This window comes from Wolbachia endosymbiont of Cylisticus convexus (assembly GCF_003344345.1).
On the sequence record NZ_QPIP01000236.1, the window covers coordinates 1 to 16229 of the forward strand.

Genomic DNA, 16229 nt, shown 5'->3' on the forward strand with positions numbered 1-16229 from the left:
ATAGGGTTAGCAAGCTGACTGGAGAAAACGTTTTCAATTTGTTGCTCTATAGCATACTGGAGAAAAATGAGCTGAGTTTGAGGACAATCGAGGAAAATTATCATAGAATGTTCAATATAGATACTCGCCATTCATCGGTAGCAAGCCGCTTAACCTGTCAAGTATTTTGAGAAGATTTTTTCGTTCGTGTTGCAGAGTTCCGGAAAATCAACGAAAGTTGCTGATAACTACACTTCAGCTATCAAGTAAATTACTACATCTTGGTATTCCCTGCAGAAACGCAAAATATTGTGAGAAAAATATGATAAAATGCACTATTTCAACAGATGGAAGATTCGCAAAATTGCTTAATTTATGTACTCAGGCAGAAGGATTTTCGGATCATAAATCGTTCCGGGAAATGATTTTAAATCATGGTCAAGAGTCAATTTGTATATTCGACCGTGGGCTACAAAAACGTGCAGCTTTTGAAGAATTTTTAAAAAAAGATATACATTTTGTCACTCGTGGCAACGACAATATTCGTTATAAAATAGTTCGTATTCACACAAAAATTGCAGGTATACAAACAGAAACGCTCGAACTGATAGAAGATATGGTAGTCCAGTTAGGGCAAGATGGTTCAAGATTTTTGTCGTTTGAAATCAGGCTCATTAAAGCAAAAAACCAAGAAAGTGGTGAGATTCTCACATTTTTAACCAATATTTACGAAATGTCTGCTGAAGAGATTTGCACTCTTTACAAAAAGCGCTGATCGATAGAAATTTTTTTTAGATTGATCAAGCAGGAGCTCAATGCAAAACATTTTCTCGGGTATAGTAAAAATACAATTTTGGTCACGTTGTACATGATTCTCATTGCCTCTGTTCTATTAACGGAATACAGGAAACGCAGCGAAATCAAGAGTTACAAGTTTACAAGGAGAGCTTTTATGAACGAACTTAGACTCGAAATCTGTCATTGAATATTGCGGTGGTGATTCAGAAAAAGTCTACGATTATTACCTTTCTTCTTTTCCATAAGCAATGTTCGTACAGCTGTGTGCTTGACACTGGCATGACAACTTGTTAATATAAACCTTCTGGATTCCAGTGTCACGCACTGGAATGACAACTTGTTAATATAAACTTTCTAGATTCTAGTGTCACGCGCTGATCGAAAGGGCTGCTTGCATAACACCCCCTTGGTGCATTACGCACTGGTTTCCATTCAAGACGATGTCATCCCAGTGCTTGACACTGGGATCCAGTAAACTTATTTACTAGATATGAAAAGTTATTATATTTATATACTTGCAAGTGAACGCAATGGAACTCTATATACAGGTATAACGTCAAATTTGACTAAACGAATTTGGGAACACAAAAGCAACTGGTTTCACGTCAAAGTACAATGTTTGTAAACTAGTCTATTTTGAAGAATTTCAAGACATAAATTTAGCAATTAGTAGAGAAAAACTCCTAAAAAGCTGGCAGAGAAAATGGAAAATAGACTTAATTGAAAAAACAAATCAAGAATGGAAAGATTTATATGATGAAATTGTGTCTGGATGACGGTATTTGAGTACACAATTTTATGAATATTGTAATCAAACAGACCAAGAAAGATGTCATGAAAGTAGCTGACATTGGCATCCACTCTTCTTTTTTCCTGGATCCCAGTGTCAAGCACTGGGATGACACCTTTCCTTATGGACTTAAGTCACAACTGTACAAACATTGCAATATGGCACATAATAAACGTTGGCACTGGCTCCCATTCAAGACGGTGTCATTCCAGTGCGTGACGCTGGAATCTAACTTTTACCATAATCATTAGAAAATGTTGTATTTTAACATTACTTTTATATTCCTGAATTTAACTGGATTCCAGTGTCACGCACTGGAATGACAACTTGTTAATATAAACTTTCTAGATTCTAGTGTCACGCACTGGAATGACAACTTGTTAATATAAACCTTCTAGATTCTAGTGTCACGCGCTGATCGAAAGGGCTAACACCCCTTTGGTGCATTACGCACTGATTTCCATTCAAGACGGTGTCATTCCAGCGCGTGACGCTGGAATCCAGAAGAAAAAAATGGATCCCAGTACTGGGATGACAACGAAGGGGTTACTTGAATGACAAAAAGAGAGAGAATCTTTACGATATCTCTCTGCTGACTGAAGTATGATTCTCAACTTCTACATCTCTTAATCCTCCCGGCATTTCCACAGCAGCATTAGACTTAGCAGCTTTTTGCTGATTACCAGCAGAAGATTCTTTTCTTCTAGTTATCTTCTCGAAAGCACCATTCGCTGTGTTTCTCCTAACTCTCCTCCTTGGTGGCTTTTGCTCTTTTTTTGGAGCAGGTGGGCACACAGCTACCTTTGGTTTTTCAGTTTTGTCTTCTCTTTTACTCACTTTTTCCTGTTCCTGTACTTCACTATTTTTGTGGTTTATAACAAATTTAGGTGAAGTGTCCACTAATTTTTCTACAGGCTTTGATAAAAGAGCACGTTCTTGCTTATCTAGAGTGATTGGCATTGGAACTTTGGATGAAAAGTCAAAGAGATGAACTGGTGCGATTTCATTCACTTTTTCTTGACAAACTTCTTTTTCTTTTGTTTTTTCCGCTTTTTTGTCTTCCTTTTTCTCGGTTGCATCTTGCCCTACTACTGCTGCTAAATCAACTGCAAAAATTTCTGTAAACATTGCAATAACAGAGCCAACAAGGAAAATTTGAAGCTTCAACTTTAAATTTTGCAATGCTTGCAAACGTTCTAGTATTGCTATTTCTTCTTCGGGAGATAACCCACCACTAAGTAATTTCTCCTGCAATTCTTTTATCTCTTTGTCTAGCCTTTTATCCCAGCTCAAATCTAAATCTTTTGTGAAGATCTTTTTGACTAATTCCTTAAGCTTATCACGCAAAAACTTAATTATTGAAAGAAGCAGATTTTTCTCTTTCTTCTCTTTGAGCATTTTGTAGACTCTCGGGTCTACATTTACTTCAAAAAGATTAAAGAGGGATTCAAAGAAATTTGCAAATGCTCCTTGATTATCACCAGCAAAGTAATCCTCATCGTCTTTTATCTGTAGCTCTACTTGAGACAATGTTTCATCAACGTAACTCGCAGCCTGACGCTCAAGCTCTATTCTCTTGAGCTCAGCTCTTCTGGCAAGCTCCTCTATGAATCCTTTTAATTCATTGATCTTCTGCTCTGCAGAGAGATCTTGCTCCCTAATTCGACTAATGAAGATTGAACTATCGTCGTTCCCGTTATTGCTTGAAAAATTTTCCATCACTTTTTCTCCCTCAATTGAATTACTGTTTCCGTAGCTACTTAGAAAACTTTTGACCATTTTACCCCTGTATAAAACTCAATTTTACAGCATCAAATATTTAATAAATATTAATCTTAAAATATCAATAAAATTATTGATATTTTTACATTCATGCTATACATAGCTTAACATACACTACATAATCTTTCAAGAACATCTTTCTAGTATAAGACTTTCTTACTTACCCACACACCACCTGCAAAACATACAACAAGAGAACATTATAATATTTGATGTAACATTATGTCAATAATCTAAGAGCATATTGACATGCTAACATATGCCTGAATTGATGCTGAGGTATTCCTTCGCTTGATCAGTTAAAACACGTCCTCTTGGTGTGCGCTTTACAAAGCTGATTTTGATTAAATAAGGTTCTACTGTTTCCTCAATATTGCCAACATCTTCAGATAGCGCAATAGATATAGTGTCAATTCCAATAGGTCCTGAGGTGTTAAACAAAAATCTCAGATAATCCATATCTAATTTATTTAGTCCCATTTTATCTATGCCCAATTTTGATAGTGCAGAGCCGGCAATTTCACAGGTAATTTTTTTATCATCTTTTACTTCAACAAAATCCCTTATTCTTCTGAGTAATCTCAAAGCAATTCTTGGAGTACCACGCGCACGGCAGGCAATTTCCCGTGTAGCATCTTCTTCAATTTCAGCAGAAAGAACTCTTGCACCTCTTTTTATAATATCAACCAGTTCCTCGAAAGAATAAAACTCAAGATGCAAAGGAATGCCAAAACGATCCCTAAGCGGTGCAGAAAGCAGTCCAAGCCGCGTTGTTGCCCCAATCAGTGTAAATGGTGGTAAATCTATTCTTAAAGTGCGTGTAGATGGGCCCTCACCTACTAATATATCCAGGCAAAAGTCTTCCATAGCAGTATATAAAACTTCTTCAATGCTGCGGTTTAATCTATGGATTTCGTCGATAAATAAGACATCTTTTGCATTTAAAGTGGTGAGTACTGCAGCTAAGTCCCCAGCTTTACTAAGCAACGGACCAGAAGTTGCACGAAAACTAACCCTTAACTCCTTAGAGACAATTTGTGCTAAAGTTGTTTTGCCAAGCCCTGGAGGACCATAGAGTAATACGTGATCCAAGGCTTCAGCTCTCGTCTGTGCAGCGTTTATAAACACTTTTAAATTTTGTATTAAGTCTTTTTGCCCGACAAAATCATCAAGTTGCTCAGGCCTGATATTTAAATTGTGTACATCTTCAGAATATTCCTTACTACATGATATTGATTTCATAGTGTTTTAAGCGCCATACGAATAATATCTCTAGTGTCCAAGTTTGGTGATTCATCTTCTATTTTTTTTATCGTATCATAAGCTTTTGTTCTTTCATATCCAAGATTGATCAGAGCTGAAAGGGCATCTTCACTAATTGGATGAAAATTATTGTTATTTATCTCTAATTTACTTACTTTGCCACTCAGCTCAGTGATAATTCGATTTATGAGCTTCGGGCCAAGTCCACTCACCTTAAGTGCTAGTTTATCCTCATTCATAATTGCCAAAAACAGCTGTTCTGGAGTTAGTTTACTCAAAATTGACATTGCGGTTTTATAGCTAACACCACTCACTTTAACTAGTAAACGCAGGCACTGCTGTTCTTCTTTACTTATAAAACCATATAGCTGAGCAACGTTTTCTCTGCTATTTGCATAAGTGTCGATAAGTAATTTTACTCTATTTCCGATTGAACAAGCACTTAAAGTTTTGGCTGAAAGGTATACTATGTGGCCAATATCATTCACATTCAGGATTATATGATCGCTGCACACTTCATCAACTATTCCGCTTAGATTCCCTATCATTTTTAGTATCGTATAAAATTCAGTTTAAATGCTCCTGAATCTTAGGTCAAGCAAACGAACATTATAACAGTAGCTCCTTGACAAATTCCTCCAGCCTTATTATTATGGTGTTAAGGTTCTTTTCGACTCAAAACTTGTTTTTGATCCGCGCGGGTTCAACAATAAAAATTCAGTAAAAAACTTAAGTATCTATTGGCGAAATTATAGCGGCTGCACGTCTTTTTTATTTTTCTACTTCAGCCAAATCGCGCTTATTTTAAGCGTTAGCACATTATTACAGCGCCACTTACAGTGATGTAGAGTCAAAACTTTCTACTCGGGGTTTCTTTTGCCTTTTTCCTATTTAGTAAATTTCTTAATATTTGGATTAATTCAGAGTCCTCAGGAATAACTACAGTTGCAATCATTGCAGACAAGTTTGCAGAAAATCTATTTGAGTATGTTATTCCAGATCAGTATGTGACTGGACCACGAGTTACTCCAGCAGCAGAATTGCGATCTATTGACTAAGTAGTAGAAATTTCTATCTTTGGTAAAATTAAGGTAATTGTTTGCTGTTTGCAAAAATATTTGCATAATTTAAGTAACATTACTTGATAAAAATTAACTATGGAGCTTAATAAGATTGCAGCATCGATTTTACTTTCTGGATTAATAATTATGATGGTAAGTAATGTAGTTGATATGCTCTATAATCCAGAGGATTCTAAAATAGAGCACCAAACAATAGTAGCAACCAGCAATGAGCCTCAGCAAAAAATTGAACAAGTGGCACTTGATATTGGAGCACTCATGCAGAACGCTAGCTTTGAAAAAGGTAAATCAGCAGCAAAAAAATGTATAGCTTGCCATAGTTTTGAGAAAGGTGGAATGAATAAAGTAGGACCAAACTTATGGAACGTGGTTGGAAATAAAAAGGCCCATCTTGGCAGCTCATTCAATTATTCAAAAACACTACTTGAAAAAGGTGGAAAATGGGGGTATGAGGAGCTATTTGCTTTTTTAAAAAATCCAAAAGCCTACATAAAAGGTACACGTATGGCATTTGCAGGCATTTCCAACTCAAAAGAGATTGCAGATTTAGTCAGTTATTTACGCCAATTAAGTGATAGTCCGGTTGCTTTGCCAAGGTAGTATGGGTTATTGTAAATTACTCGATGGAAGTAATGGCCATATAGCATATCGAAAGCTACAAGGAAAGAAAGCTTCTATAGTTTTTTTTGGTGGGTTTGCATCCAATATGGATGGAACTAAAGCAACTGCTATTTACAAATTTTGCCAAGAAAGTGACGTAGCACTTATGCTCTTTGATTATCTTGGCCACGGTAATTCAAGCGGTGACTTCACTAATTATACAATAAGTGATTGGCAAAAAAATTGTGCTAAAGTGATAAGCGAATTAACTAGCAACAAACAAATAATTATAGGTTCAAGTATGGGAGGATGGCTGATGTTGCTCACTGCCCTTCAATTTTCAGAAAAAATTGCAGCATTAATCGGCATATCGTCTGCTCCTGACTTCACTGAAGATTTAATATTTAAGCAATTGTCAGATAAACAAAAAGAAGAGCTGGTCTCTAAAGGTATAATAGATTTTACTTCAGGGCATTGTACATACAAAATAACTAAAAATTTGATCGAAGATGGCAGAAAGAACCTTCTTTTAAACAAAGAAACAATAGATATAAATTGTCCTGTGCGCTTGCTGCATAGCATTAATGATAAAGATGTTCCTTATCAAGTTTCATTAAATTTAGCTGAAAAAATCAAATCAACAGACGTCGAAGTACACTTAATAAAATCAGCAAAACACAACATGTCTGATAATCATTCACTGAAAATTTTATTTAAGACCATCAGAGAATTTTTGCCAGAAGAAATATATAGTTGAAGCAATTTGGTATCTGTTCAGCAAAGTGGCAAAATAGGTAGATAAGATAAATCAAAAAATCAAGAAAAGGCGAGTTTACAACAATCCAAGTGGATTACACTCTCCTTGTAAACAATGTTCGTACAGCTGTGCTTTAACAGTAGGCGTTACTCTTGATCACCTCAACATTTTCTCTTGGCAGTTCTTTAATAAATCGAGAAGTGCGCATTGGTTGCCACTGGTTGTTAATTTCCCTCCTATCTGCACATGAAATGATTAACCTTTCCTTTGCCCTGGTTATGCCAACATATGCGAGTCTCCTTTCTTCTTCTAAAGCTTTACCACTTTTGTCATCAAAAGATCTTTGATGAGGAAATAATCCCTCTTCCCAACCAGGTAGAAACACGCACGGGAATTCAAGTCCTTTGGCTGCATGAAGAGTCATAACATATACGGTGTCATCGTTATTCATATTATCCACTTCCATCACCAGACTTATATGCTCCAAGAAAGTTGTGGCATTATCGAAATTTTTTAAAGATGAGATGAGCTCTTTGACATTTTCTATTCGTGCTAAACCTGTTATTCCTTCATCTTCAAGCATTTCAATATACCCTGATTGATTTGCTATAGTTTTTACAAACTCGTAAAGCGGTTTAATGCTTACCATTTCTTCCCAAGCTTTAATTTTATTTAAAAAATCATTTAGTGAGAGTTTAATTCTTTCGGTTACTTGATCACTATTAACTAATATTTTTGCTGCCTCAAAAAAAGAAATTTTGTTATCCTGAGCAGTCGTGTATATTTTCTTTAGAGTTGTAGCTCCTATGCTTCTCTTTGGCCGATTTACGATCCTTTCAAAAGCTAAGTCATCATTATTGTTTGTAATAAGTCTTAAATATGCGATTATGTCCCTAACTTCCTGACGTTCGTAGAATTTTACGCCACTTATAATCTTATAGGGAATTGAATATTTTATAAAATACTCTTCGAGAACTCTAGTTTGAAAAGTGGCCCTGACCAGCACTGCAATGTCACTAAATCTGTATTTATTGAGCTTTAATATCTGTTCGCTTATGAATCTTGCTTCAGCTTTTCCGTCCCATAATTTTATTAGATTTACCTTTTCCCCTTCAACGTTTATTGTCCACAATTTTTTTTCTAAACGAGTCTTATTGTGATTGATAACATATGACGCAGTTGCAAGTATATGGGATGTTGACCTGTAGTTACACTCCAGTTTAATGGTTTTTGCATTTTTAAAATCATCGGAAAACTTCAAAATATTTTCAACTTCTGCACCACGCCAACTGTATATCGATTGATCGTCATCTCCTACACAACAAATATTTGAGTGCTCTTTTGCAAGGTATTTTAGCCAAAGATATTGTATTGCATTTGTATCTTGATATTCATCTACCATGATATATTTAAACTTGTTTTGGTAGTAGGACAGAATCTCGTTCTTTTGATTAAAAAGTTGTATATTATATAACAATAAGTCACCAAAATCAACAGAGTTAAGGAATTTCAACCTTTCTTGATATTGGTGATAGACTTTGAGTGCAGTTACGTATAATGGCCTAAATGATTGAACATTTTCCACTTCAGACGGCAATAAACACTTCTCTTTCCATTGCTGGATGATATTCATAATGGTCTTACATTTTTCTGATAAGCTATCAGAGCTTATTTCACTCATGATATTTTTTATTACTTGTAATTGATCATCCACACCAATGATTGTGAAATTGGAATTTAAGCCTACAATTTCAGCATGATAACGTAAAATTTTTGCTGCAATTGCGTGAAAAGTGCCAAGCCATGGTATGTTTGTGCCCGTCAGCTCAAGTACCCTTGATGCCATCTCATTTGCCGCTTTATTTGTAAATGTCACTGCTAATATCTCATCAGAATAAGCGTGACCATTTCTAATTATGTGTGCTATTCTTGAAGTAATCGTTCTTGTTTTTCCCGTTCCAGCTCCTGCTAGTATCAAAACTGGCCCATTTACGTTAGTTACAGCTAATTCTTGCTCTGGGTTTAGCAGTGAGAGATAATCGTTCATTGAAGCCCTATAGATTATAACTTCGTAAAGTTAAACCTATGATCTAAATATTGTAAAGGTCTTATTGAACATAACAGTTAACTCACTCAAGTACTAAACATTTAAGCGTAGAATTTTGTATCTATCTTACCTAAGTAGTTGGTATATGCTGAGTAATAACAACTTGATTTGAGTCATTGGCACCAGGACTTCTGCTTATTGGATTGATGGGTGGAGTTTTGAATGGTCTATACGTGCAATTTAGTTCCTCCACTTCTCTTTTTCCAATTATCTCTTTGACTTTAACAGGAGATTCTTCTTGCGGGATATAGTGGTTATGCGTTGCAGGTCGTTCAGTGAGATTTTCATATACTTCTTTCAACCAAGTTCCGATATCATACATAAATCCATACGCTTTTTCTTTAAATTCTCTCAATGATCTACTGAAACTTGCTAGTGTGTTATTAAAGTAAATTGTCATATGATCTCTTGTGGTGTATTGATAACTTTCTCCATCTAGTCTGCTACTTTGTGCATTAGAACTATTGTTGCTTTTGAAATAACCAAATATGTTGTACATTTTGAACTACCGCTGACTATTAATATACATATATTATGTATTAATAAATTAAAGTTGTCAAGAATTTTACTACTTGCACTCTGTAAAGTTTTTGTTGTGTACTTAGAACTTTAAGAAAAATGGACGCCTAAATTTGACAATTGTGAAAATATTAGTTAAAATTATTGTATGTTAAGTATAGTAAATAGGGGAAAATATGCCTACTAACTCTGATGACCAAGGAAAAATATCGCTTGAAGAATTGGAAAGTGCTGTTGTGGACATGTTGCTGTGTGGAGACGGACACAAATTAAAAAGATATGAATCAGGACAAGGTGTTGCAGAGTTATCTAAAAAAAATACCGATATCATAGATAAGTATATTGAATGTGTAGGGAAACCTTCTGAGCAATTTATTAAAACAATTGATGAAACACAAACCCGCTATTTGCTAATACTTGATGACCTTACCCATGATACTATTGAAAAATATGTCAATGAAGGTAAGATAGACATATTAAGAGGGTATATAAAATTTATTGGGAGCTATGTAGAATATATTTCGAAGATTTTGGAGAAATGTAGTAGTTCAGATGGTACGGAGATTGGTAGACGTTTACTTGCAAGAAAACTTGAACGGATAGAAGAAGCTTCAAAACCACAAACAGAAGTGAAGATCAAGACAAGTATCTATAAAACTTATTGTGCTTTAGGTAGTGGTGCGGTGATAGGAGCAGCTATAGCATACCTCGCAGGAGCTGCTGCTTTAACTCCTGTTGTTGCTGTTGCAGTATTTATTGCAGCCACTGTTGTTGGTGCGCTGGTGGGTTATGGTATTGGAAAGTTTTGCGGGAAAGTAAGTGAAGAGAAGCAAAATGATCCTGATATGAGTATGTGTACTGCAATTAAGAATGTACTTACTCCCGAATGTTTAAAATCACAATCGCAAGTTCATCCATAAGGTAGGCATTTAATATTGACTTTACAACAATAGTCACTTTAAATTAGTAACTATTGTTGCAGTTAAAGTATCAATGTCTTTTTTCTTTTATTTTTTTGCAATTCTTAGCATTTTATCTGCTGTTTGTGTAATTAGTGTAAGAAATCCTGTGCATGCAGTATTATTTTTAATTTTCACCTTCGTTAATTCTGCAGTTCTTTTTATTCTCCTTGGAGCTGAATTCATCGCTATGATGGTATTGATAGTATACATCGGTGCGGTTGCAGTGTTGTTTCTCTTTGTAGTTATGATGCTCGATATTGACTACATAAGGTTGCGCCAGGGTTTTGCGAAGCATTTCACTCTTGGTGCTATATTATGTGTTGTGTTTTTTCTGATTATCAGTTTTGTAATCCGCAGCTCAACGCTGAATATAAGTAATGTTATAAACTATAATGCCAATAACGTGAAAGCTATTGGTAATTTGCTCTACACTGACTACATGTACGCTTTTCATCTTTCTGGTATTCTGCTGCTTGTTGCAATTGTTGGTGCAATTGCTCTTACTTTGCAGGACAAGAAAAAAGGAGTTAAAAAACAGAATGTATTAAAGCAATTGACACAATCTTCATCTGTAAAATTGGTTAAGGCTAAATTTGGAAAAGGAGTAGAATGGAAATAGGATTAAATCATTTTCTGATAGTTGCTGCTGTTTTGTTCACTATTGGGGTGTGCGGTATTTTCATTAACCGTAAGAGCATAATCAATATATTATTATCAATAGAAATATTATTGCTGGCGATTAACATCAATTTAGTTGCTTTTTCTGCCTTTATGAATGATATAGTTGGGCAAATTTTTGTGATGTTTGTGTTGACTGTTGCAGCAGCAGAGTCAGGAGTTGGGCTTGCAATATTGGTTGTATATTATAGAAGCCGTGGCAATATAGACGTTGAACAAGTAAATTTAATGAAAGAATAAAAGTATGATGGATATACTGAAATTAATAGTATTTTTGCCACTTTTTGGTTCACTATTTGCAGCACTTTTTAGAAAGGATGCTTTTGGTCAGTTAATTACAACGGCAGGGATTGGAATATCTGCAGTTTTATCTTGGTATGTTTTTCTCACCTTCTCTGAAAACTATCATTTAGTTTTATTTCCTCTATTTTCATTAAGTGTATTAAAAGTAAATTGGGCAATTAGTGTGGATGCTCTCTCATCCTTAATGCTTATTGTTATTACCACCGTTTCACTGGTAGTACATCTCTATTCTATCGGTTATATGGAGCATGATAAAGGGAAGTCGAGGTTTTTTTCTTACCTATCGCTATTTACGTTTTGCATGATTGTGCTGGTTGTAAGCGATAATTTCGTGCAGCTTTTTTTTGGCTGGGAAGGGGTTGGCCTATGTTCTTATTTACTCATAGGATTTTGGTTTCAAAAATATTCTGCAAATAATGCAGCAATTAAAGCATTTGTTGTGAATAGGGTAGGAGACTTTGCACTATTGATTGGAATCTTTCTTATTTATTATACATTTCACTCTTTGAAATTTACTGAAGTTCTTGACACAGCTGATCTTCTTGGCACGCAGAACATTAGGGCATTCTGCTGTGAATTCAAAGTAATTCATATAATATGCATATTACTTTTTATTGGCTGTATGGGTAAATCTGCACAGCTTGGTTTACATGTTTGGTTGCCAGATGCAATGGAAGGGCCAACCCCTGTTTCTGCACTCATTCACGCAGCAACGATGGTAACAGCAGGTATATTTTTAATAGCAAAATGTTCTCCATTGTTTGAGTTATCAAATGTGGCACGAGAATTAATAGTTATTGTTGGTGCACTTACTGCTTTTTTTGCAGCCACCGTTGCGATTACTCAGAACGATATAAAGAAAATAATTGCTTATTCAACCTGCAGTCAACTTGGTTATATGTTCATGGCATGTGGGCTTTCTGCTTACAATGTTGCTATTTTTCATTTAATGACACACGCTTTTTTTTAAAGCTCTACTATTTCTTGGTGCTGGCAATGTGATTCATGCAATGCATCATGAGCAAAACATTCAGAAAATGGGAAATTGCTGGAAGAAAATCCCTTGCACTTACGCTCTCATGTGGATTGGGTCTCTTGCGCTTTCTGGAATATTTCCATTTGCAGGTTTTTATTCAAAAGACTTGATAATTGAACATGCTTATAGCACGGATAGCTTTGCTTTTGTAATAAGCTTAGTTGTTGCATTCTTCACAGCGTTTTACTCTTGGAGGTTATTGCTTCTTGTGTTCCATAGCCAAAAACAAAGTAAAATTAATATACATGAGGCACCAAAGATTATGCTTATACCATTACTGATACTTGCTTTTGGTTCGGTATTTTCTGGAGTGTGGGGAGCAAATATTTTGAACATAACTAGTAATGCGTTTTGGAAATCAAGTTTAGTAGTTATTGATGAGCATGGAGTTCATAATTTCTTTATAAAATTACTACCAACCTTGGCAAGCCTAAGTGGAATAGCACTTGCGTACCTAATTTACCAATATCAAGTAATTAGGCAAATTAAGAGTAAATTTTTACTTAAGTTTTTGCAGAATAAATGGTACTTTGATGAGGTGTATGAGTTTGTTATAATTGCACCGATAAGGTTTATATCTAGGCTTCTATGGAAGTTTGATGTTAAGGCTATTGATTCATTTGGACCAAATGGTGTTGTAAGGTTGGTTAATGAATGTTCAAAAAGTTCTATAAAGTTACAAACTGGTTATATATTTGATTATGCATTTATTATGTTTGTTACTTTAATAATCGGTGCTTTATATATTATTGGATTTAAATAGAAGGTGTTGTTACTTAGTATATTCTTGCTTCCACTGATAGGAGCGTTGATTTTATCCTCGATCAGGATTAATCATCAATCTATACACCTAAGATTCCTTGCCCTATTTTTGGCTGTACTTCCATTTTTGCTTAGCATTGTAGCTTGTATAGAATTTGATTATAACGATGCGGACTTTCAGTTTGTCAGCTATCCAATCAAGAATGTAGGAATAGGGGTGGATGGTATATCGTTGCTTTTCCTTCTGCTTACGACCTTCTTGTTTGTTATTTGTATGCTCTATAATTGCAAAATGAGTTATACGACCCTAAAAGCCTATATGGCATTATTTCTACTGCTTGAGAGTTTTGTAGTCGGTTTTTTCGTTTCACTGAATGCTATAAGCTTTTATGTGTTTTTTGAAGCTGTTTTAATACCAATGTTCTTTATTATTGGCATCTGGGGAGGGAAGCAAAGGGTATATGCGACGTTTAAGTTATTTCTTTATACATTAACTGGCTCATTATTATTTCTACTTGGGTTGGTATACATCTATAGTGTTTTTGGAACGTTTAATATACAAGAATTAGCTACATTAGTGTCAAGCCTTGATCTTGAAGTGCAGTCATTGCTGTGGATTACATTTTTTATTTCCTTTGCAATAAAAGTTCCAATGTTTCCATTTCACACTTGGCTTCCTGATGCGCATGTGCAATCACCAACTTCTGGATCTGTGATTTTAGCTGGCTTGCTTATTAAAATGGGGGGATATGGATTTCTAAGGTTTTCTATTCCAATGCTTCCTCAGGCAAGTTTGTATTTTTCAAATTTCGTTGTTATGCTGAGCATTATTGCGGTGATATATGCTTCTCTAGTTGCGTTTGCTCAAGATGATATAAAGAAGTTAATAGCTTATTCTTCAATAGCACATATGGGGATCGTTACTGCTGGCCTCTTTTCATTTTGTGAGGAAGGAGTACTCGGCGCTATATTTCAAATGATTAGTCATGGCCTTATTTCTGCTGCTTTATTTTTATGTGTTGGAATGCTATATACTCGAACTGGAACTTTGGAGATTGCAAAGTATTTTGGCATAGTAAACACAATGCCAAAATTTGGTTTTATGTTCATTTTATTTTCAATGGCTTCAATAGGGCTACCTGGAACATCTGGGTTCGCAGGTGAGTTTTTGGCTATGGTTGGGATATTTAAGAGCATAGGGTTTTTTACAGGATTTATCGCACTTGGCACTATTTTAAGCGCAGTTTATATGCTGAATTTATGTAAGCAAATAATATGGGGGGTTAGCTATTCTAAATTATTAAATAACCGCTTGGATAGCATAGAATTTTCTGTCTTAATTCTGCTTGCAGTGTTTGTTATTTTGCTTGGATTCTACCCAACCCTTGCACTGAATTATTTGAAGCCATGTATGGCAAACTTGTTAGTCAAATATAATGCGCTATGAATTATATACAGATATTGCCGGAAACGTTCTCTATTATCTCCTCGTTAGTGTTGCTGCTGCTTGGGATTATATTTAACCGCAGAACTATCAACTTATTAGCACTTGGCTGCACAGTGGTAACTTTGATTATTTTAATTATTTCGGCAGAAAACAATGAAATTTTTCTCTTTAATTCGTTGTTAAAACTCAATTTATACATCAGGTCAGCCCAAGGGTTAATTCTCAGCACAGGAATTTTAATACTTTTGATGCTGAATTTATCAAAATATGACTATAAATATGAATTTTCAATACTGATTCTTTTTGCGCTATTTGGCATGATAACTTTGGTTTCAGCAAATAGTCTGATTTCTTTTTATTTAGCTTTTGAGTTGATGAGTATATCTTTGTATGTTCTTGCGAGCTTTAATAAAGATTCAGCTTATTCATGTGAAGCAGGAGTGAAATATTTTACACTTAGTGCACTATCTTCCTGCATTATGCTATATGGAATGTCGCTGCTTTATGGATATACAGGACAAGTCAATTTCTCTGAGCTCTGTTCATTCTTGCAAAACCATCAGATAACTTATGGAATAGTTTTTGGGTTAGTTTTTATCCTTATTGGTTTGTGTTTCAAGCTTGCTATTGCTCCTTTTCATATGTGGGCTCCAGATGTCTATCAAGGTGCACCTACCATAGTAACTGCGTTTTTTTCTACGGCCCCAAAAGCTGCACTTGTAACATTTTTAATTCGATTGATGAATGAAGAGTTAGTAAATGTAAAAAGTTATGTTCAGCCTATTTTCTTATACGTTTCAGCATTGTCTGTGCTTATCTCAGCTTTTGGGGCCTTGCGTCAGCAAAACTTAAAAAGGCTGCTTGCTTACAGTTCAATTGGTCACATTGGTTTTATATTTGCTTCACTTTCTATTTTTACACAAGCAGGAACAGATAGTGCCTTAATGTATCTGGTGATATATATCATCACAAGCATAGGGCTATTCTCATATCTCGTACAAATTGACGATGACGATTGTGATATTGCAAATTTATCTGGTATAGGGAAGAAACACCCAATTGTAGCATTTCATCTTTCTGTACTGTTACTCTCGATGTCGGGAATACCTCCACTTGCAGGTTTTATCGCTAAATTTTTTATATTCAAAAGTTTAATAAATTCTGGCTTTATCAGCCTGTCCTTGATTCTTGTGGTGGCGAGTGTTATATCGTGTTACTATTATCTAAATATCATAAAAACTATGTATTTTGATAAAGCTAGTGGTAATAAGGTTGCTTATTCTAAGGGTCTATTCATTATCACTTCGGTGGCTTCACTGATCAATCTCGTTCTTTTCTTGTACGTTTTACTCACTCATTGAACT

The 16229-nt window shown here is 35.1% G+C and carries 13 protein-coding genes and 2 pseudogenes; 10 read left to right on the forward strand and 5 right to left on the reverse strand.

What is annotated here, in order from left to right; translation table 11 throughout:
* The first annotated feature begins 217 nt into the window (after window positions 1-217).
* A complete protein-coding gene (locus Wcon_RS10890) occupies window positions 218-754 on the forward strand; it encodes a transposase (RefSeq protein ID WP_147269151.1) in 537 nt (178 codons plus the stop codon).
* 513 nt (window positions 755-1267) lie between these two features.
* Window positions 1268-1553: pseudogene (locus Wcon_RS10895) on the forward strand (GIY-YIG nuclease family protein).
* A gap of 590 nt (window positions 1554-2143) precedes the next feature.
* Here Wcon_RS10895 and Wcon_RS10900 read toward each other — a convergent pair.
* From Wcon_RS10900 to ruvA, 3 genes are all read right to left on the reverse strand, one after another.
* A complete protein-coding gene (locus Wcon_RS10900) occupies window positions 2144-3346 on the reverse strand; it encodes a hypothetical protein (protein WP_114517112.1) in 1203 nt (400 codons plus the stop codon).
* Between the two features lie 255 nt (window positions 3347-3601).
* Window positions 3602-4591, reverse strand: coding sequence for a Holliday junction branch migration DNA helicase RuvB (ruvB, locus tag Wcon_RS10905; RefSeq protein ID WP_114517113.1), 990 nt, complete (start codon window positions 4589-4591; stop codon window positions 3602-3604).
* A complete protein-coding gene (gene ruvA, locus Wcon_RS10910; protein WP_114517114.1) occupies window positions 4588-5160 on the reverse strand; it encodes a Holliday junction branch migration protein RuvA in 573 nt (190 codons plus the stop codon). The genes ruvB and ruvA overlap by 4 nt, the downstream gene beginning before the upstream one ends.
* Window positions 5161-5769: 609 nt before the next feature.
* Here ruvA and Wcon_RS10915 point away from each other — a divergent pair.
* Both Wcon_RS10915 and Wcon_RS10920 read left to right on the forward strand, forming a co-directional pair.
* Window positions 5770-6294 (forward strand): c-type cytochrome, encoded by a 525-nt coding sequence (locus tag Wcon_RS10915; RefSeq protein ID WP_114517115.1) that lies wholly within the window; start codon window positions 5770-5772, stop codon window positions 6292-6294.
* A gap of 1 nt (window position 6295) precedes the next feature.
* Window positions 6296-7051, forward strand: a complete 756-nt coding sequence (locus Wcon_RS10920) for an alpha/beta hydrolase (RefSeq protein ID WP_114517116.1) — start codon at window positions 6296-6298, stop codon at window positions 7049-7051.
* Window positions 7052-7184: 133 nt separating this feature from the next.
* On the opposite strand, the gene Wcon_RS10925 is transcribed toward Wcon_RS10920, so the two are convergent.
* Window positions 7185-9098: an ATP-dependent helicase gene (locus tag Wcon_RS10925; protein ID WP_114517117.1), complete on the reverse strand. Its 1914-nt coding sequence runs from the start codon at window positions 9096-9098 to the stop codon at window positions 7185-7187.
* A gap of 130 nt (window positions 9099-9228) precedes the next feature.
* Window positions 9229-9657, reverse strand: a complete 429-nt coding sequence (locus Wcon_RS10930; protein ID WP_114517118.1) for a WD_0964 family protein — start codon at window positions 9655-9657, stop codon at window positions 9229-9231.
* 196 nt (window positions 9658-9853) lie between these two features.
* Between Wcon_RS10930 and Wcon_RS10935 the strand changes: the two genes are divergently transcribed.
* The 6 genes and pseudogenes from Wcon_RS10935 to Wcon_RS10960 all read left to right on the forward strand — a co-directional run bounded on the left by Wcon_RS10935 (window position 9854) and on the right by Wcon_RS10960 (window position 16226).
* A complete protein-coding gene (locus Wcon_RS10935; protein ID WP_114517119.1) occupies window positions 9854-10597 on the forward strand; it encodes a hypothetical protein in 744 nt (247 codons plus the stop codon).
* Window positions 10598-10670: 73 nt separating this feature from the next.
* Window positions 10671-11258, forward strand: a complete 588-nt coding sequence (locus Wcon_RS10940) for an NADH-quinone oxidoreductase subunit J (RefSeq protein WP_114517120.1) — start codon at window positions 10671-10673, stop codon at window positions 11256-11258.
* Window positions 11249-11557, forward strand: coding sequence for an NADH-quinone oxidoreductase subunit NuoK (nuoK, locus tag Wcon_RS10945; RefSeq protein WP_114517121.1), 309 nt, complete (start codon window positions 11249-11251; stop codon window positions 11555-11557). The genes Wcon_RS10940 and nuoK overlap by 10 nt, the downstream gene beginning before the upstream one ends.
* A gap of 4 nt (window positions 11558-11561) precedes the next feature.
* Window positions 11562-13419: pseudogene (nuoL, locus tag Wcon_RS10950) on the forward strand (NADH-quinone oxidoreductase subunit L).
* 3 nt (window positions 13420-13422) lie between these two features.
* Window positions 13423-14865, forward strand: a complete 1443-nt coding sequence (locus Wcon_RS10955) for a complex I subunit 4 family protein (RefSeq protein ID WP_114517122.1) — start codon at window positions 13423-13425, stop codon at window positions 14863-14865.
* Window positions 14862-16226: an NADH-quinone oxidoreductase subunit N gene (locus tag Wcon_RS10960; RefSeq protein ID WP_114517123.1), complete on the forward strand. Its 1365-nt coding sequence runs from the start codon at window positions 14862-14864 to the stop codon at window positions 16224-16226. The genes Wcon_RS10955 and Wcon_RS10960 overlap by 4 nt, the downstream gene beginning before the upstream one ends.
* Window positions 16227-16229: the final 3 nt, after the last annotated feature.